This window comes from Ruegeria intermedia, assembly GCF_900129345.1.
Lineage (GTDB): Bacteria > Pseudomonadota > Alphaproteobacteria > Rhodobacterales > Rhodobacteraceae > Ruegeria > Ruegeria intermedia.
Window position 1 is genome coordinate 1 of sequence record NZ_FQVK01000007.1, and the last position, 17,933, is coordinate 17,933.

15 protein-coding genes are annotated in these 17,933 nt (G+C 63.2%); 9 read left to right on the forward strand and 6 right to left on the reverse strand.

Annotated features, from left to right (window positions below):
- Nucleotides 1-103 precede the first annotated feature (103 nt).
- On the reverse strand, nt 104-1,684 hold the full coding sequence (locus F3H26_RS06700) for an FMN-binding glutamate synthase family protein (protein ID WP_149775283.1): 1,581 nt from the start codon (nt 1,682-1,684) through the stop codon (nt 104-106).
- Between the two features lie 203 nt (nt 1,685-1,887).
- Between F3H26_RS06700 and F3H26_RS06705 the strand changes: the two genes are divergently transcribed.
- Both F3H26_RS06705 and F3H26_RS06710 read left to right on the forward strand, forming a co-directional pair.
- Nucleotides 1,888-2,256 (forward strand): fluoride efflux transporter FluC, encoded by a 369-nt coding sequence (locus F3H26_RS06705; protein ID WP_149775284.1) that lies wholly within the window; start codon nt 1,888-1,890, stop codon nt 2,254-2,256.
- Complete coding sequence (locus F3H26_RS06710) at nt 2,253-2,615, forward strand: fluoride efflux transporter FluC (RefSeq protein WP_149775285.1); 363 nt, start codon at nt 2,253-2,255, stop codon at nt 2,613-2,615. Before F3H26_RS06705 ends, F3H26_RS06710 begins: the two co-directional genes overlap by 4 nt.
- Before the next feature lie 6 nt (nt 2,616-2,621).
- On the opposite strand, the gene F3H26_RS06715 is transcribed toward F3H26_RS06710, so the two are convergent.
- From F3H26_RS06715 to F3H26_RS06730, 4 genes are read right to left on the reverse strand one after another with little or no spacing between them, the layout of a single operon-like run.
- Complete coding sequence (locus F3H26_RS06715) at nt 2,622-2,948, reverse strand: cytochrome o ubiquinol oxidase subunit IV (protein ID WP_149775286.1); 327 nt, start codon at nt 2,946-2,948, stop codon at nt 2,622-2,624.
- Entirely contained in the window at nt 2,941-3,573 is a 633-nt protein-coding gene (locus tag F3H26_RS06720) for a cytochrome c oxidase subunit 3 (RefSeq protein ID WP_149775287.1), read from the reverse strand. The genes F3H26_RS06715 and F3H26_RS06720 overlap by 8 nt, the downstream gene beginning before the upstream one ends.
- Nucleotides 3,570-5,660 (reverse strand): cbb3-type cytochrome c oxidase subunit I, encoded by a 2,091-nt coding sequence (locus tag F3H26_RS06725; protein WP_149775288.1) that lies wholly within the window; start codon nt 5,658-5,660, stop codon nt 3,570-3,572. Before F3H26_RS06725 ends, F3H26_RS06720 begins: the two co-directional genes overlap by 4 nt.
- Nucleotides 5,657-6,619: a cytochrome ubiquinol oxidase subunit II gene (locus F3H26_RS06730; protein WP_223162453.1), complete on the reverse strand. Its 963-nt coding sequence runs from the start codon at nt 6,617-6,619 to the stop codon at nt 5,657-5,659. Before F3H26_RS06730 ends, F3H26_RS06725 begins: the two co-directional genes overlap by 4 nt.
- A 141-nt stretch (nt 6,620-6,760) precedes the next feature.
- On the opposite strand from F3H26_RS06730, the gene F3H26_RS06735 reads away from it, so the two are divergent.
- From F3H26_RS06735 to F3H26_RS06765, 7 genes are all read left to right on the forward strand, one after another.
- Entirely contained in the window at nt 6,761-7,993 is a 1,233-nt protein-coding gene (locus F3H26_RS06735) for a lytic murein transglycosylase (RefSeq protein WP_149775289.1), read from the forward strand.
- A 416-nt stretch (nt 7,994-8,409) separates the two neighbouring features.
- The gene (locus F3H26_RS06740; RefSeq protein WP_149775290.1) at nt 8,410-10,038 is read left to right on the forward strand and encodes a peptide ABC transporter substrate-binding protein; all 1,629 of its coding nucleotides are present in this window, start codon (nt 8,410-8,412) and stop codon (nt 10,036-10,038) included.
- A gap of 68 nt (nt 10,039-10,106) precedes the next feature.
- Entirely contained in the window at nt 10,107-11,030 is a 924-nt protein-coding gene (gene oppB / locus F3H26_RS06745; protein ID WP_149775291.1) for an oligopeptide ABC transporter permease OppB, read from the forward strand.
- A 10-nt stretch (nt 11,031-11,040) separates the two neighbouring features.
- Nucleotides 11,041-11,970 (forward strand): ABC transporter permease subunit, encoded by a 930-nt coding sequence (locus F3H26_RS06750; RefSeq protein ID WP_149775292.1) that lies wholly within the window; start codon nt 11,041-11,043, stop codon nt 11,968-11,970.
- A gap of 1 nt (nt 11,971) precedes the next feature.
- Complete coding sequence (locus F3H26_RS06755; RefSeq protein ID WP_149775293.1) at nt 11,972-13,777, forward strand: ABC transporter ATP-binding protein; 1,806 nt, start codon at nt 11,972-11,974, stop codon at nt 13,775-13,777.
- 251 nt (nt 13,778-14,028) lie between these two features.
- Nucleotides 14,029-14,922 (forward strand): UTP--glucose-1-phosphate uridylyltransferase GalU, encoded by an 894-nt coding sequence (gene galU / locus F3H26_RS06760; RefSeq protein ID WP_149775294.1) that lies wholly within the window; start codon nt 14,029-14,031, stop codon nt 14,920-14,922.
- Between the two features lie 72 nt (nt 14,923-14,994).
- Nucleotides 14,995-16,431, forward strand: a complete 1,437-nt coding sequence (locus F3H26_RS06765) for a mannose-1-phosphate guanylyltransferase/mannose-6-phosphate isomerase (protein WP_149775295.1) — start codon at nt 14,995-14,997, stop codon at nt 16,429-16,431.
- A 519-nt stretch (nt 16,432-16,950) separates the two neighbouring features.
- On the opposite strand, the gene fcl is transcribed toward F3H26_RS06765, so the two are convergent.
- Entirely contained in the window at nt 16,951-17,928 is a 978-nt protein-coding gene (gene fcl, locus F3H26_RS06770) for a GDP-L-fucose synthase (RefSeq protein WP_149775296.1), read from the reverse strand.
- Between the last annotated feature and the right edge of the window lie 5 nt (nt 17,929-17,933).

The following is a 17,933-nucleotide window of genomic DNA, read 5'->3' on the forward strand; positions in this document are numbered from 1 at the left end:
CACCAGATACGAGAAACATGACGCCAACTTCCTCGCCCTAGTCAAACTCGCCGCAACACGCATCTGGTTGCGCGTCTATGAGTCGGTGACCTAGGCCCGGATGTCAGAACTGCGCCGATGAGGCACGCGCCCAATCATCGGCGAATTCGGCAGGGATTTCGGCACCCAGCAAGGCGCCGTCCTCGAGAAAGGTGTAAAGCTGGGCATAGGACCATTCGCGTTCGTCCGCCGTCCGGCGAAAGATGTCGGACGGGCGCAGATCCGACACCCGCTCCTTGCCCATGGCGCCCAGGATCTCGCGGAAGCTTTCCAGCGTCGCATCATGGAACCGGTGTACGCGCTTGCGTTTTTGCGGGACGTTGACCGCGCGGCCGCGTACCGGGTCCTGCGTGGCCACCCCCGAGGGGCAGCGGTTGGTGTTGCAATGCAGCGCCTGGATGCAACCCACCGCAAACATCATCGCCCGCGCCGCGTTGCACATGTCGGCCCCCAGGGCGCATTTTTCGATCATGTCATACCCGGTGGCGACCTTGCCCGAGGCGATCACCCGGATCTTGTCGCGCAGACCCACGCCACGCAGGCTGTTGTCCACGAAGATCAACGCCTCGTTCAGCGGGGCGCCCAGGCGATTTGTAAATTCCACCGGGGCGGCCCCGGTGCCGCCCTCGGCCCCGTCCACGGTGATGAAGTCGGGCAGGATGCCGGTTTCCAGCATGGCCTTGCAGATCGCCAGAAACTCGGATCGCGCCCCGATGCACAGCTTGAACCCGACGGGCTTGCCGCCCGACAATTCCCGCAATTGCCGGACGAAATGCAACAGCCCGGCCGGGCCGTCGAAGGCCGAATGCGTCGGCGGTGAGATCACGTCCTGATGCACCGGCACGCCGCGGATTTCGGCGATTTCGGCATCCACCTTGGCCGCAGGCAGCACGCCGCCATGCGAGGGCTTGGCCCCTTGCGACAGCTTGATCTCGATCGCCTTGACGACCTCCATCCGCGCGCGTTCGGCGAACTTGTCCTTGTCGAACCCGCCCTCGGGGGTGCGACAGCCGAAATAGCCGGTGCCGATCTGCCAGATGATGTCACCGCCCTCGGCCAGGTGATGAGGGGACAGGCCGCCCTCGCCCGTGTTGTGGGCGAAACCGCCATCGCGCGCGCCGCCGTTCAGCGCCCGGATTGCATTGGCGCTGAGCGCGCCGAAGCTCATGGCCGAAACGTTCAGACGCGACGCCAGATAGGGTTTTTCGCATTGCGGCCCGCCCAGCAGGATGCGTGCCTCGCTGTCCGGCACCGCCTTTGGGGCCAGCGAATGGTTGGCCCGGTGGTACCCGACCTTGAGGATGTCGTACTGCGTGCCGAAGGCCTGCGTATCGACCTGCCCCTTGGCCCGGGAATAGACCAGAGACCGCACGATGCGGTTGAACGGGCGGCCGCTTTCGTTGGTTTCCACGAAATATTGCCGAATCTCGGGGCTGACGAATTCCAGCATGTAGCGGAAATGCCCCAGCACCGGATAATTGTTCAACACATTGTGCCGGGTGGTCAGCATGTCATAGAGGCCCACCAGCGCGTAAGGCACCAACAGGACCAGCAGCCATAGCGCGGGCGGCCAGAACAGCCCCAGAATGACCGTCAGCGGCAACGCGACAAAGGTCACGGCAAAGTAGATCCTGCGTACGATCATCCTGCTCTCCCTCGTGATCTGCCGCCGATCGTGGAAAGCTTGTCGCGCGATTGCAAGCCTTTGTGCGGATCGCGCGGCCCTCCTTGCGCCATCGTGATCGCGCTTGAGCCTGATGGGCGCGCCCTTTATCCATGCACAAGACACACCGGAACAGGGACAGACTCTTGGCCAGAGCGCAGGCTGCCATTGCGGGACGACCGCTGATGTATGCCGCCGTCTTCATCGGCGGCGCGGCGGGGTCGATCCTGCGCGAGCTGTTTGCGCTGGAGATCCCCGGTGCGCCACTGCTGACCGCCACGTTCGGCATCAACGTGGCGGCCTGTTTCGTGCTGGGCTGGCTCTATGCGATCCGCACGCGCGTGCATGCCCATGTGCTGCATCTTGGCGCGGTGGGTTTCTGCGGTGGGTTGTCGACCTTTTCTTCCTTCGTCGCCGAGTTGGAGCGATTTGCCGAAACAACCGGGTGGGTGGTCATGGTGCCGCTGGCGGCCGAGATCGCCGCCGGGCTGGGCGCGGCCATTCTGGGCGAAGCCATCGGCCGTCGCAAACCGGCCCGAGAGTCCGGCGGATGACCGATCTGTACCTGCATATCATGTTCGGGCTGGGCGGCGGGCTGGGCGCCGTGCTGCGCCATTGGGTGACCCGCGCGGTCACCCATGACCTGCCGGTGGCAACCCTGATCGTGAACGTGGGCGGCAGCCTGCTGCTGGGGCTGTGGATCGGGTATCTGGGTGGAACCGTCGAAATGGCCGAAGATCAAAGGCGCCTTGTCTTCGGCTTTTGCGGCGGGTTCACGACCTTTTCCAGCTTTGCCTGGCAGTCGCTGGAACTGCGGCGCGAGCGCACCGTCGCCACCGCAGCCGCCAACATCCTGCTGAGCGTCGGCCTGTGCTGGCTGGCCCTTTGGCTGGGCCTGTGGGCAACGCGCTGAGCGGGCTTACATGACGGGCATGTGCATCCGCATCGCCAGATTGCCCAGAATCCAAACCGTTCCCCCGATGATGATCAGCAGAACCAGCGTCGAGAACAGCACCAGATCGAGATCCTCGCGGCTGCTGCGGCGACGGTCGATATGCAGGAAATAGACCAGCTGCACGATCAGTTGCGCCAGCCCCAGCAGGCCGATCGTCAGATAGACGCCACGGGTTTCGATGCCGAACCAATGCGCCGCGCCGAACATGGCCAGCGTCAGCAAAAGCGAGCCGCCATAGCCGATCACGTAGCGCCGCCGCTCACGCCGGTGCAGCTCGGAATGTCTATCCATAGGTCAGCCCTCCGAAATAGACGATGGTGATGATGCCGATCCAGATCAGGTCGAGGAAATGCCAGAACAACGCCAGCCGGACCATGCGCGAGACCACCAGATCGGTCATTCCCATCACCCGCAGTTGAATCCCCAGCACCACCAGCCACACGCAGCCCGCGGCCACGTGCAACCCGTGCAGCGGCACCAGCCCGTAGAGGGCGGACAGAAAACCGCTGCGCTGCGGGATGCCGCCCTTGTCCGCCATCGACATGAAATCGCGGATCTCGAGGAACAGGAAACTCAGCCCCAGCAGCAGCGTGACCGCGAACCACAGAACGATCCGGCCGCGCGGCAGGTCGTATTTCAGCGCCAGCATCGCCAGCCCGACGGTCAGGCTGCTGGTCAGCAGGATCAGGGTCTGGGCAAAGATGCTGTAGAGATCGAACAACTCGTGCGGTCCCGGCCCTCCGGCCTGCGCGTCGATCATGGTGATGTAGACGCCGAACATCAGCCCGAAATAGACCAGATCGCTCATCAGAAAGACCCAGAAACCGAAGGTCACCACCTCGGTCGCCTTGTGGGCGCCGGGCCTGCCGCGGCCCAGGTTCAGGCCCGGATAGCTGTGCGTTGGCGCCGGCTTCATGTCGTCGCCTCCAGATCCGGCCGGGCAAGCCCGGCATTTTCGGGCGCGCCTTCGTGATCCCGGGTCACGGGGGGCGTCGTGCGGACCAGATCCAGCCAGGCCTCGTGCTGCCTGCGCACATCTTCGGCCGAAACAACCTCTTCGGTATCGGTTCGGAAGGTCCACAGGATGAATGACAGGATCATCATCACGGTCATCAGCGCCGCCAGCCACCAGATCCACCAGACCAGCGCAAACATCCACACGCCGCTGAGCACGCAGAGCACGAAACCGATGCTGGTGTTGCGTGGCATGGTGATGTCCTCGTACCGATCGGGGTGCGGGTAGGCCGCGCCGCGCTCTTTCGCGGCGGCGAAATCGTCGCGGTCCGTGACATGCGGAATGATCGCGAAATTGTAGGGCGGCGGTGGGGCCGGGATCGACCATTCCAGCGTGCGGGCGTCCCAGGGGTCGCCCACCGGCACGCGGCTCTGTTCTCGGTTGCGGATGCTGACCCACAGCTGCACGACGACCGACAGCAAAGCCGCCAGAATGACCAGCGCGCCAATGACCGCCGTGATCATGTAGGGGTGAAAGCTCGGGTCCTCCCAGCTGTAGGAGCGGCGCGGCATACCCATCAGACCCACGAAATACAGCGGCAGGAAGGTCAGCATGAAGCCCACCGTCCACAGCACGACCGAAATCCGCCCCCAAACCTCATCCAGGCGGAAGCCGAAGGCCTTGGGAAACCAGTAGTTGTAGCCCGCCAGCAGGCCGAACAGGACACCCGGCAGCAACACGTTGTGGAAATGCGCGACCAGGAACAGCGTATTGTGCACCTGATAATCGACGGTCGGGTTCGCCAGGATCACCCCGCTCAGCCCGCCGATCACGAACAGCAACAGAAAGGCCAGCCCGTACAGCATCGGCACCGAGAACCGGATGCGGCCGCGATACAGGGTGGCCATCCAGTCATAGACCTTGACGCCGGTGGGAATGGCGATCAGCATCGTGGCGATGCCGAACACCGCGTTGATCAGGGCGCTTTGGCCCATGGTGAAGAAATGGTGCAACCAGACGGTAAACGATAGCACCGCAATCGACATGGTCGCGATCACCAGCGAGGTGTAGCCATAGAGCCGCTTGGCCGAGAAGGTCGCGAAGACCTCGGAATAGATGCCATAGGCCGGCAGTACCAGCAGATAGACCTCGGGGTGGCCGAACAGCCAGAACAGGTTGGCATAGTTCATCATGTTGCCGCCCAGGTCATTGGTGAAGAAGTGGAAATCAAGATACCGGTCAGCGGCCAGCAACAGCGCCGCCACCCCCAAGGGCGGCATGGCGAACACGATCAGGATCGAACTGCAGATGATCGTCCAGCAATACATCGGCAACCGCATGAATTTCATCCCCGGCGCGCGCAGTTTGTAGATCGTGACGGCAAAGTTGATCCCCGTCAGCGTGGTGCCGATGCCCGACACCACGATCGCCCAGATCCAGTAATCCGGCCCCACACCCGGATTGAAGGCCGCGCCGGTATAGGGTGGATAGGCCGTCCAGCCGCCGGTGGAAAACTCGCCCACCACCAGGCTGACCATCAGCATCATCCCCGCCGAAACCGTCAGGCCGAGGCTGATCTGGTTCATAACCGGAAAGGCCACGTCGCGCGCGCCGATCATCAGCGGGACGAGGAAATTCGCCAGTCCGAACACGAAGGGCACCGCAACGAAGAAGATCATGATCGTGCCGTGGGTGCTGAACAGCTCGGCAAAGTGTTCGGCTTCCAGGAACCCTTCGCCCGGCCCGGCCGCCTGTTGGGCGCGCATCACGACGCCTTCCAGAACGCCGCGCGCCAGCATGACGATGGCGAAGACGATATACATGATGCCGATCTTCTTGTGATCCGCGCTGGTCAGCCAGTCGCGCCACAGCGGCCCCCACAGGCGAAACCAGGTGAGCAGCCCCAGAACCAAGACCACCCCAACGATCACCACGCCCGCCGCGGCATTGGCCACGATTTCATTCGTGTTGGGATCCTGGATCAGCCCGGCGATGGGGAAGGCATCCCAGTTCAGACGGCCGAAGAAACCGGACTCGGCAGATGTCATGGATTGTCCTCCTGCCCGTATCGAGCGGTTCCCGGTTGCTGATCCTGCGGCAGAGGTTGCCCGTTGTGATACCGGCCCAGAATGCTGTGGAACAGATCGCCATCATCCAGACGGAAATACAGCGCATTATCGGGCATCTGCGCGGTGCCAAGCGCGGCCTGAACCTCGTCCCGGTCTGTCCGCATGGCCAGTGTCCGATAGGTTTCCGGGTCCAGAACGATTCCGTTTTGCCGAACCCGGTCGACCCATGCGTCAAAGTTCGGCGGCGGCATCGCGACCGTCCGGAACTTCTGCTTGGTGAAGCCGCGCCCGTTGTACTGGGTGTTTTCGCCCTGCATTTGTCCGGGGGCATCAGCCACGAGATGCAATTGGGTCGTCATTCCCGGCATGGCATAGATCTGCCCCGCCAGGGCGGGAACCATGAATGACTGCATCACCGTATCCGTCGTCAGTGTCAGGGCGACCTGCCGCTGCGTGGGAATCCCGAACTCGCCCACCGTCGCGATGCCCAGGTCGGGGTAGATGAACAGCCATTTCCAATCCAGCCCCACCACCTGCACGCGCAGGGCCGGTTCATCGCCGAACGTGGCCGCGTAAGGGTCCAGCCGGTGGGTCGCTTTCCAAAGATACAAGGACAACAGCGCCACGATCACCACCGGCACACCCCACATCGCGGTTTCCAGCAGCGGCGAAAACTCCCATTTCGGGCGATAGGCGGCCGGGCTGTGCGCGCGGCGGCGATAGCGCAGAGCGATCAGGGGAACCAGAACCAGAACCGGAATGACCGCGACAAGGATCAGCGCGGTGGCGCGCAGCAGGTGAACCTTCTGAACCTCGGCGATCGGGCCTTGCGGGTCCAGAAAGCTGTCGCTGGCCAGAGCCGGATGTGCGGCAACCGCCCAAACCGTGATCGCGATCAGTGTCGCTCGTACTACCGGGGTCGTCGGTTCTCTGGCCACGACAGATTGCCCTTTGCTCCCGCAGGTTCCTGCGACTATCGCCACAGTAGTGCGTATTCACAAGGATTTTCGCAAAAACCCCCGAACAGGCCGTCGCACGAGTTGACTTGGGTCGCGGGGTGGAGACACTCGGAACCTGTCATGCGTGTGCTGTTCGTCTTTCTCGGCCTGATCTGGGCCACCGCCGTTCCGGCGCTGGACAGGGCCGCCGTGGAACAACGATTCCAAGCCTGGCTGAGCACCGAGCTCTGGCCTTTGGCCCGGGCCGAGGGCGTGTCGCGCCGGGCGTTCCAAAACAGCCTGAGCGGCGTCAGGATCAATTGGGACCTGCCGGATCTGGTACCTCCGGGAACCACGCCGAAGACACCCAAGACGCAGCGGCAGGCCGAATTCGGCGCACCTGCGCGGTATTTCAACGCCAACACGGTGCAAGGCACCGCCGCAGCCGGGCGCAGGATGGCCAAACGCCATGCGGCGACCCTGCGCCGGGTCGAGGCGGACACGGGCGTGCCCGCGCGCATCATCCTTGCGATCTGGGGCCGCGAAAGCGGGTTCGGGCAGGTGCCCATCCGGCATGATGCCTTTCAGGTGCTGGCCACCAAGGCGTTCATGAGCACGCGCGCGGCGTATTTCACCGACGAGTTGATCGCCGCCCTGCAGATCGTCGAGGCCGGCCACATAAGCGGCCGGGCGATGAAAAGCAGTTGGGCCGGCGCCCTGGGCCAACCGCAATTCATGCCCAGCAGCTTTCTGACCTATGCCGCGGACGGCAATGGCGACGGGCGCGCCGATATCTGGGGATCGGCCGAAGACACGATCGCCTCGATCGCCAACTATCTTGCACGTCATGGCTGGGTATCGGGCCGCGACTGGGGGTTCGAGGTGACGGTGCCTGCGTCGGTGTCCTGTGCGCTGGAGGGCCCCGATCAGGGTCGGCCGATCCGCGACTGGGTGGCGATGGGCGTCACCCGCGTCTCGGGCCGACCCTTTTCCGCGCATGAACTGCGCGGCGAAGGATACCTGATGATGCCGGCGGGCCGGCACGGGCCGGCCTTCATCGTGACACCCAATTTCTATGTTCTGAAGGATTACAACACCAGCGACCTCTATGCCCTGTTCGTGGGCCATGTCGGCGACCGCATCCAGTACGGCGTGGGCGATTTCAAAGGGCACTGGGGCAAGGTCGGCGGCCTGTACCGGTCGGACATTGCAGCCATGCAGAAGGACCTGATCGCCATGGGCCATGACGTGGGCGGGGCCGATGGCCTGCCCGGATACAAGACGCGCCGGTCGATCGGACGCTGGCAAGAGGCGACAGGTCAGCGGCCCACCTGCTTTCCCGACGCGCGGATGAAATCGCGCTTGCGCCCCTGAGCACAATCGATTCGCCGCGTTCCGCGACTGCCACCTGGCCTTTGCGGCACACTCGGCGGCTTCGTCGCCCGGCTCCCTTGCGGTGCGGGCAAAAAAATATCGCGCGAACGGCCGGCATCGTCACAAAATTGCGACGACCTCGCGTCACGAGGTTTCTTTCTGCCGATGGGTGAGCGGACTCGCGCGGAGGCTTTAACCCTGCCGAAAATAATGGCACGGTCTTGCGCAGCGAGAGGAAGCTCTTGCATCCACTTCACCGACTGCAATCCAGAAAGCTGCGACGCAGTGTTCCTTGCGAATTGGCACAACCCAAAATCGAAGAGAACCGGGTCCCAGCGGATGTCGGGCAATCAGGGCCGCCGGACGCCATCCCACGGGGATGCGCAGACCGCCGCCACAATAATTGGGAGAAGACCATGAACACCATCCTTCGAAACTCGGTGGCGGGCCTGCTGTGCTCGACCTTCATCACCGGTGCCGCACTGGCCGCAGGCACCCATCCGGTCACCGGCGAGCCGCTGGCCGACGACCAGACCTTCGTCTACCGCGTGCTGGACGAGCACAGCTCGGTCGACCCGCAGGTGGTCGAGGACGTGTCGGGTGCCGAGATTGTCCGCGACCTGTTCGAAGGTCTGATGAACCAGGACGAGAACGGCAACCTGGTTCCGGGCGTGGCCACCGGCTATACCACCAACGAAACCAAGGACGTGTACACCTTTACCCTGCGCGACAACGCCAAGTGGTCGAACGGCGACCCGGTCACCGCGCATGATTTCGTATACGCATGGAAGCGTGCCGTCGATCCGGCGCTGTCCTCGCCCTATGCCTGGTTCATGGAACTGATGTCGATCGAGAACGCCGCCGAGATCATCGCGGGCGAAAAGCCGGTCGACGATCTGGGCGTCAAGGCGATCGACGACCATACGCTGGAAGTGAAACTGAGCGCGCCGCTGCCCTATTTCCCGCAGATGACCACGCATTCGACCACCTTCCCCGCCCCGCGGAAGGTCATCGAGCAGTTCGGCGATGAATGGACCAAGCCCGGCAACATCGTGTCGAACGGCGCCTATGTCCTGACCGAGCACCTGCCCAACGAACGCTCGGTGCGCGAGCGCAACCCGATGTACTGGGACAACGAAAACACCATTATCGACAAGGTCGTGGCCCTGGTCATCAACGATGAAAACGTGGCCCTGACCCGTTATCTGGCCGGCGAGCTGGACCGTACCGAGGTGCCCGCAGGCCAGTTCCCGCGCCTGAAGAAGGAATACCCGAACGAGGCGATCAGCTTCCCGCGCCTGTGCAACTACTACTACACGTTCAACCTGTCCGACAGCGGCCCCGAGGCCTTCAAGGACCCGAACGTGCGTCAGGCCCTGTCGCTGGCGGTTGACCGCAAGATCATCACCGAGAACATCCTGGCCGGCGGTCAGCCTGAAGCCTACACCTTCGTGCCCGAAGCCACCGCCGGGTTCACCCCGCCGGTCGTCGAAATGGCGTCGATGACGCAAGCCGAGCGCGACGAGCTGGCCAAGGAACTGCTGGCCGAGGCCGGGTATGGCCCCGACAACCCGCTGACCTTCTCGATGGTCTACAACACCTCGGAGGCGCACAAGAAAGTCGCCGTTGCCCTCAGCCAGATGTGGAAGCAGAAGCTGGGCGCGCAGGTCGAGCTGGCCAACATGGAATGGAAGATCTTCCTGGAAGAGCGTGGCAACCAGAACTTCGAGCTGGCCCGCGGCGCATGGTGCGGCGACTACAACGAAGCCTCGACCTTCCTGGATCTGCTGCAGTCGGATTCCGGCTATAACGACGGCAAATACAGCAACCCGAAGGTGGACGAGCTGCTGGCCCAGGCCAAGACCTCGGACGATCCGGCCCCGCTGTACACCGAGGTCGAGCGGATCATCGCACAGGAAACCCCTGTGATCCCGATCTACCACTATGCCGGTGTCTACATGCTGGACAGCGACGTGGGGAACTGGCCGGTGAACAACGTCGAGCAGAACTGGTACTCGAAGAACCTCTACAAGATCGCCGAGTAATCATCATCCTTTGATCGCGCCCTGCCCCGGACATGCTCTGGGGCAGGGCCAATAATTGGGGGCATGAAATGCTTGCCTATGTCATCCGGCGACTGTTGGTTGCCGTTCCGACGATCCTGTTGCTGATCGTCGCCAGTTTCTTTCTGATGCACTTCGCGCCCGGCGGGCCCTTCACCTCGGAGCGGCCGTTGCCGCCGCAGGTTCTGGCCAATATCGAGGCGCGCTACGGGCTGGACCAGCCGCTGTGGAAACAGCTGTGGGATTACCTGTACAACATCGTGGTGCATTTCGATTTCGGCCCGTCCTTCAAGTTCAAGGACCGCGACGTGAACGACATCATCGCGCAGGGCTTTCCGATTTCGCTGACCTACGGGATGCTGTCCTTCATCGTGGCCACGCTGGTGGGCGTCGGGCTGGGCATCGCCGCCGCGATCCGCCACAACAGCTGGATCGACTATTTCGCCGTGGGTCTGGGCATCGCCGCCCAGGCGCTGCCGAACTTCATCATGGGCCCGATCCTGATCCTGACCTTCACCCTGTGGCTGGGCTGGCTGCCGGGCGGCGGCTGGAACGGTGGGCAGTGGCAATACCTGATCATGCCCGTCATCGCGCTTGCGACCTCGTACATGGGCTCGATCGCGCGGATCACGCGTTCGTCGATGCTCGAAGTTCTGAATTCGAACTTCATCCGCACCGCGCGGGCCAAGGGCCTGCCCACCCGCACCGTGATCTGGCGCCATGCGCTGAAACCCACGCTGCTGCCGGTGGTGTCCTATTTGGGGCCGGTCTTCGTCTATGTGCTGACCGGGTCGGTCTTCGTTGACATCTACTTCTCGACCGGCGGGCTGGGGCAGGCCTATGTGGGTTCGGCCCTGTCGCGCGACTATGCTGTGCTGCTGGGGGTCACGATCCTTTATGGCGTGCTGACCGTTCTGGTGAACCTGCTAACCGACCTGGCCTATGCCTGGTTCGATCCGAAAATCCGGTACTGAGGGGCAAGCCATGCTTGGAAAATCACAAAAAGCCGCTCGGCTGGCCGAGACCATCACCGATCACACCGCCATCCAGGGCCGGTCGCTGTGGCAGGACGCGCGGATGCGTTTTGTCCGCAACAAGGCCGCCATGGCCAGCGTGTTCATCCTGGGCCTGATCGTTCTGTTCACGATCATCGGGCCTTACTTCGCCGTCTGGAACAACGAGGAAATCGACTGGAACGTCATGGGCGACGTGGCCGGCATGGGGATGCCGTCCATCGAAACCGGTCACTATTTCGGCGTCGACGATCTGGGGCGCGACCTGTACAGCCGGGTCATCCAGGCCACCACCACCTCGTTGCTGGTGGGTCTGATCGGGGCGGCCACCGCGCTGATCGTCGGCACCTGCTATGGCATCGCCGCCGGTTACATCGGCGGGCGCGTTGATGGCGTGATGATGCGCTTCGTCGACATCCTGCTGGCCATTCCGGCCACGCTGGTCATCATCCTGCTGCTGGTCGTCGCGGGGCGGTCGTTCTTCATGCTGTTCATCGCGCTGGGTGCGGTGGGCTGGCTGACCATGGCGCGGATCGTGCGCGGCCAGACCCTGACCCTGAAGAACCGCGAGTTCATCGAGGCCGCCCGCGCCGCCGGTGTCAGCGAGTTCACCATCATGTACCGCCACATCCTGCCCAACCTGCTGGGCGTGGTGATCGTCTATGCCTCGCTGCTGGTGCCCGAGATGATCCTGACGGAAAGCTTCATCTCGTTCCTGGGGCTGGGGATCTCCGAGCCCTATACCTCGTTGGGTCGTCTGATCGCCGAGGGCGCCGGAACCATGGGTTACGGCACGTTGTGGCAACTGATGTACCCCCTGGCATTTTACGTCACCATCATCATCACGATGTTCTTCATCGGCGATGGCCTGCGTGACGCACTGGATCCGAAGGACCGCTGACATGAGCCTGCTTTCCGTAAAAAATCTGAGCGTTCGGTTCGACACGCCCGACGGGGTGGTCGAGGCCGTCAAGAACATCAGCTTTGACATCGCGCCGGGCGAATGCCTGGGCATCGTCGGCGAAAGCGGGTCAGGCAAAAGCCAGACCTTCATGGCCGCGATGGGCCTGCTGCCGCCGGCGGGCCGGGCCACGGGGTCGGTGCTGCTGAACGGGCAGGAAATTCTGAACCTGCCCGTGAACAAGCTGAACCAGATCCGCGGTGCCGATGTGGGCATGATCTTTCAGGACCCGCTGACCGCGCTGACCCCGCATCTGCGGATCGGCCAGCAGATGCGCGAAGTGCTGAGCGTGCACGAAGGCCTGCAGGGTTCGGCCGCGCGGCAACGGTGCCTGGAATGGCTGGACCGCGTCCGCATTCCCGAGGCCGCGCGCCGTCTGGACCAGTTCCCGCACGAGCTGTCGGGCGGGATGCGCCAGCGGGTGATGATCGCCATGTCGATGCTGTGCAATCCCAAGCTGCTGATCGCCGACGAACCGACCACCGCGCTGGACGTGACCGTTCAGGCCGACATCCTTGACCTGATGGTGCGTCTGCAAAAGGACGAAGGCACCGCCATCGCCCTGATCACGCATGACATGGGCGTCGTGGCCCGCATGTGCGACCGGGTGCAGGTCATGCGCCTGGGTGAGTTCGTCGAGGCCGGTGACACGCGCGAGATCTTCCACGCGCCCAAGCACGACTATACCCGCACCCTGATCGAGGCCATGCCCCGCATCGATGCGGGCGACGCGCCCAAGGCGGTGGAGACCGACGCGGCGCCGCTGCTGAAGGTCGATGACGTCAAGGTGCATTTCCCGATTCACGTTCCGGGCGGCATCTTTGGCCGCAAGGTGCCGTTGAAGGCGGTGAACGGCGTCAGCTTTGACATCCGCAAGGGTGAAACCCTCGGCGTGGTCGGTGAATCTGGCTGCGGCAAGTCCACCCTCGCCCGTGCCGTGCTGCAGCTGATCGAGCCGAGCGCCGGCAATGTCAGCTGGCTGGGCCATCCGATCGTCGGGCTGAAACGGGCCGAGCTGAACAAGTACCGCAAGGATCTGCAGATCGTGTTCCAGGACCCGCTGGCCAGCCTGGACCCGCGGATGACGATTTCGGCCTCGATCGCGGAACCGCTGAAGACCTATCGCCCCGACCTGACCGAGCGCGAGCGCAAGCAGATGGTCGCCGAGATGATGGAACGGGTCGGCCTGAACGCCAACATGATCAACCGCTACCCGCACGAGCTGTCGGGCGGTCAGAACCAGCGTGTCGGTATCGCCCGGGCGATGATCAACAAGCCCAAGCTGATCATCTGCGACGAGGCGGTCTCGGCGCTGGACGTGTCGATCCAGGCGCAGATCGTGCAGCTGCTGAAGGAATTGCAGCAGGAGTTCGGCCTGTCGATGATCTTCATCAGCCACGATCTGTCGGTGGTGCGGGCGGTGTCGAACCGGATCATGGTTCTGTATCTGGGCCGCATCGTCGAACTGGGCGATGGCGAGGTGATCTGCGCGAACCCGGTTCATCCCTACACGCAATCGCTGATCTCGGCGGTTCCGATCCCGGACCCGGATGTCGAGCGCAGCCGCCAGCGGCTGAAACTGCCGGGCGAGTTGCCCTCGCCGATGGACCCCAAGGCGGCGCTGCGGTTCCTGCCCAGCCGTCTGGCGGCAGGTCAGACCGACTATGTGCCCAAGCTGACCGAGGTTGCCCCGGGGCATCTGGTGGCCGAGCACGACCCGCTGGACGCCATTCTGGGCCAGGCCTGATCGCGCGCCCCAAAGCCGGGTTTTCGGCTTTGGGGGATTCGTCCGCATGGCGGATTTCCAGGCCCGTGGCGTTTCACGGGTCGATCGGGTCTTTGCGGATGCTTTTGACACCGTCCGTTTCAGATGGCACGGTTCGGAAAGTGTCCGTTGGGTCGCCAAAGTGTCATTGAATGCGCTGGTCTCGCGGCCTAAAAGGGAACCCCGGCGGCAGTTTGTTCGCCTGCAGTTTATTTTTTGATTTGTGAGGTATCATGTCACGAAAGGTCACCAAGGCGATTTTTCCGGTCGCGGGATTGGGGACGCGATTTCTGCCCGCCACGAAATCGGTTCCGAAAGAAATCATGACGCTGGTTGACCGGCCATTGGTACAATACGCCATCGACGAAGCCCGCGCCGCCGGGATCACGGAATTCATCTTCGTGACATCGCGCGGCAAGTCGGCGCTGGAAGACTATTTCGACCACAACCCCATTCTCGAGGAAGAGCTGCGGGCCAAGGGCAAGGACAAGCTGCTGGAAACGTTGGATGCGACCAACATGGAAAGCGGAGCAATCGCCTATATCCGCCAGCACAAGGCTCTGGGCCTGGGTCATGCGGTCTGGTGCGCACGGCGTCTGATCGGCGACGAACCCTTTGCCGTGATGCTGCCCGACGACGTCATCGCCGCCGAGAAGCCCTGTCTGCAGCAGATGGTCGAAGCTTATGAAGAAACCGGCGGCAACATGGTCGCCACGATGGAAGTGGCGCCGGAGCGCACAAGCGCCTATGGCATACTGGACGTGGCCGAAAACGTGGGCACGGTGGTCCGCGCGCGCGGGATGGTCGAGAAACCCAAACCCGAAGAGGCCCCCTCGAACCTGGCGGTGATCGGGCGGTACATCATGGGTCCGTCCGTGCTGTACAACCTTAATCACATGAAAAAGGGCAGCGGTGGAGAGATCCAGCTGACCGACGCCATCGCCGAGGACATCGGCAACGGCGTGCCGGTCTTCGGCTATCGGTTCAAGGGCCAGCGGTTCGACTGCGGCTCGAAGGCGGGGTTCCTGCAGGCGACGGTGTCCTTTGCGCTGGCCCGCGACGACCTGCGCGACGACCTGACCCGATACCTGAACGATATCGTCGCCACGAGCAAGGCCGCACAGTGATGCGGCCGCGCCATACCTGACCGTCAGACGATGTAACCACCCAAATCACATCAAATAAGAGCGTTCTTAAACATGAGCAACGTCCATCCCGTGATCCTGTGTGGTGGCTCCGGAACCCGGCTGTGGCCCTTGTCCCGCAAGAGCTATCCCAAGCAATTCGTACCGCTGTTTGGTGAAACCAGCCTGTTGCAGGATTGCGCCGATCGGCTGCGGGGTCCGGCCGAGGCACCTTTTGCCAAACCCTTGATTCTAACCAATGAAGCCTTCCGCTTTGTCGTCACCGAGCAGTTGGCTGCTGCTGGAATCGACCCTGGCCCGGTGCTGATCGAGCCCGAAGGGCGCAACACCGCACCGGCCATTCTGGCGGCGGCCCTTTACCTGAAACAGCAGGACCCGGACGCGCTGATGCTGGTGGCGCCGTCGGATCACGTTGTGCCGGACAAGGCCGCATTCCATGCCGCCGTCGAAAAGGGCGTGCAAGCTGTCGCGCAGGACCGGCATCTGGTTACGTTCGGCATTGCGCCGGACCGGCCCGAGACCGGCTATGGCTATCTGAAGCTCGGCAAGACGCCCGACGCTTCGGGCAAGGCCGTCCCGTTGGACCATTTCGTTGAAAAGCCCGACCTCGAACGCGCCCGCCAGATGGTGGCCGACGGGACGTACCTGTGGAATTCCGGGATCTTCCTGTTCGCCGTCCGCGACATCATTTCCGCTTTCGAAGCCCACGCACCCGATCTGGTCGACCCGGTTCGAGTTGCCGTTGAAAAGGCCAAGGCCGATCTGGGTTTCCTGCGGTTGGACCGCGACGCATGGGAGCCGATCGAAGACATCTCGATCGACTATGCCGTGATGGAACGGGCCGACAACCTGAGCGTCGTGCCCTTCGCAGGCGGCTGGTCGGATGTGGGCAGCTGGTCTGCCGTTCAGGAACTGAGCAACCCGTCCGAGGATGGCGTCGCAACCGCAGGCGAGGTGACGGCGATCGACTGTCGCAACGTGCTGATCCGGTCGGAATCCCCGGCCCAGGAAGTCGTGGCGATGGGACTTGAGAATATGATCGCCGTGGCCATGCCCGATGCCGTTCTGGTGGCCAGCATGGACAAGGCGCAGGACGTCAAGGCAGCGGTCGCGGCCCTCAAGGCCAAGGGGGCCAAACAGGCTGAACAGCTACCGGTGGACCATCGCCCGTGGGGCTGGTTCGAAAGCCTCGTCGTGGGCGACCGGTTTCAGGTCAAGCGCATCCATGTGCACCCCGGCGCCGCGCTGAGCCTGCAGTCGCACCACCATAGGGCCGAACATTGGATCGTCGTCGAAGGCACCGCAAGGGTCACGATCGACGACAAGGTGCAGTTGGTCAGCGAAAACCAGTCGGTCTATATCCCGCTGGGCGCCGTGCACCGGATGGAAAACCCCGGCAAGGTGCCGATGGTTCTGATCGAAGTTCAGACCGGAAGCTATCTGGGCGAGGATGACATCATCCGGTACGAGGATGTCTATGCCCGCAGCTGAGCATCCCGGCGGATGACCCCAGGGGCGGCCCCGTGGCGGCCCCTTTTTCGTGCGGTCAGCAGAATCACCTTGATGCGTCACCGTCCGCAGGCGGCAACAAACCACACCATCGCACCGATTTGTTTCTCTGCTGGAAATCAACAGTTTCGAATTCGTTTCCGGGCCGTTCGCACGGGAAAGCGGACATATGACCATCGGCACGGCTGAGTGACGCGCCCAGCACTCATCGGCCCGACAGCCCAAGGAGCATGCCCACCGTGTCACAAACCACCCCCGCCTGAACTTGCCCTTTCAGAAACCGCCTGAGGTGCAAAAACATGTCACCCACACCGAGGCCCTTTGCGTGGATGCAACCACGGGCACCGTGGCCGGTTCCTCAGCCCCGGAGCCGCAACCGACGGTCAGGCCGACTGGCAGGTCGTGGCGATTGTCTCGGACACGACGGCAAACGCGCTTGAACCGGTCGCAATCGGCCGGTGGTTCCGAACCGTTCGGCCGCCCGGTCTTCGGGCTGGGCGGCTACTTGGCGCGCAGGTCGTGCTCGGGCTGCTCAAGGAACCAGGCATAGGTCTGGCGAATGCCGTCCTCGAGCCCGATGCGCGCCGTCCAGCCCATCCGGGCCAGTCGTGAAACATCCATAAGCTTGCGCATCGTGCCGTCGGGTTTGCTGGGGTCCTGGGTGATCCTGCCCTTGAACCCCGTGACCTTGGCCACCAGAGCGGCCAGTTCCGCGATCGAGACGTCCTGCCCGCACCCGACATTGATGTGGCTCAGCATCGGCTGCGTGTTGGCCTCATATTCGGCGCGCGGCAGATCCAGCACGAACAGCGACGCCTCGGCCATGTCGTCGACATGCAGGAATTCGCGCCGGGGTTTGCCGGTGCCCCAGATCACCACCTCGTCCAGCCCGTCGCGCGCGGCTTCGTGAAACCGGCGGATCAGGGCGGGCAGAACGTGGCTGTTTTCGGGGTGGAAGTTGTCGCCCGGTCCGTACAGGTTCGTCGGCATGACCGAGCGGTAGTCGACCCCGTGCTGGCGGTTGTAGCTTTCGCACAGCTTGATCCCGGCGATCTTGGCAACGGCATAGGGCTCGTTCGTGGGTTCCAGCAGACCGGTCAGCAGCGCATCCTCGCGCATGGGCTGGGCGGCCTCGCGCGGGTAGATACACGAACTGCCCAGTTGCAGCAGGCGACGTACGCCGGCGGCAAAGGCCTGATGGATCACGTTGCACTCGATCATCAGGTTGTCATAGATGAAATCCGCTGGATAGGTGTTGTTGGCGTGGATGCCGCCCACTTTGGCCGCGGCAAGGATCACCACATCGGGGCGTTCGGCCTGCATGAAGTCGCGCACCGCCGCCTGATCGGTCAGGTCCAGTTCTGCGTGGGTGCGCGTGATCAGCTGCAGGTCCTCGCCCTGGGCCTGACGCGACTGAAGACGGCGCAGAATCGCGCCTCCGACCATGCCGCGATGTCCGGCAATATAGACCTTTTGCATTTTGA

Coding starts and splice junctions, on each gene's coding strand:
- F3H26_RS06700 (WP_149775283.1), bottom strand. CDS start 1,684: ATGATCGTACGCAGGATCTACTTTGCCGTGACCTTTGTCGCGTTGCCG.
- F3H26_RS06705 (WP_149775284.1), top strand. CDS start 1,888: ATGTATGCCGCCGTCTTCATCGGCGGCGCGGCGGGGTCGATCCTGCGC.
- F3H26_RS06710 (WP_149775285.1), top strand. CDS start 2,253: ATGACCGATCTGTACCTGCATATCATGTTCGGGCTGGGCGGCGGGCTG.
- F3H26_RS06715 (WP_149775286.1), bottom strand. CDS start 2,948: ATGGATAGACATTCCGAGCTGCACCGGCGTGAGCGGCGGCGCTACGTG.
- F3H26_RS06720 (WP_149775287.1), bottom strand. CDS start 3,573: ATGAAGCCGGCGCCAACGCACAGCTATCCGGGCCTGAACCTGGGCCGC.
- F3H26_RS06725 (WP_149775288.1), bottom strand. CDS start 5,660: ATGACATCTGCCGAGTCCGGTTTCTTCGGCCGTCTGAACTGGGATGCC.
- F3H26_RS06735 (WP_149775289.1), top strand. CDS start 6,761: ATGCGTGTGCTGTTCGTCTTTCTCGGCCTGATCTGGGCCACCGCCGTT.
- F3H26_RS06740 (WP_149775290.1), top strand. CDS start 8,410: ATGAACACCATCCTTCGAAACTCGGTGGCGGGCCTGCTGTGCTCGACC.
- oppB (WP_149775291.1), top strand. CDS start 10,107: ATGCTTGCCTATGTCATCCGGCGACTGTTGGTTGCCGTTCCGACGATC.
- F3H26_RS06750 (WP_149775292.1), top strand. CDS start 11,041: ATGCTTGGAAAATCACAAAAAGCCGCTCGGCTGGCCGAGACCATCACC.
- F3H26_RS06755 (WP_149775293.1), top strand. CDS start 11,972: ATGAGCCTGCTTTCCGTAAAAAATCTGAGCGTTCGGTTCGACACGCCC.
- galU (WP_149775294.1), top strand. CDS start 14,029: ATGTCACGAAAGGTCACCAAGGCGATTTTTCCGGTCGCGGGATTGGGG.
- F3H26_RS06765 (WP_149775295.1), top strand. CDS start 14,995: ATGAGCAACGTCCATCCCGTGATCCTGTGTGGTGGCTCCGGAACCCGG.
- fcl (WP_149775296.1), bottom strand. CDS start 17,928: ATGCAAAAGGTCTATATTGCCGGACATCGCGGCATGGTCGGAGGCGCG.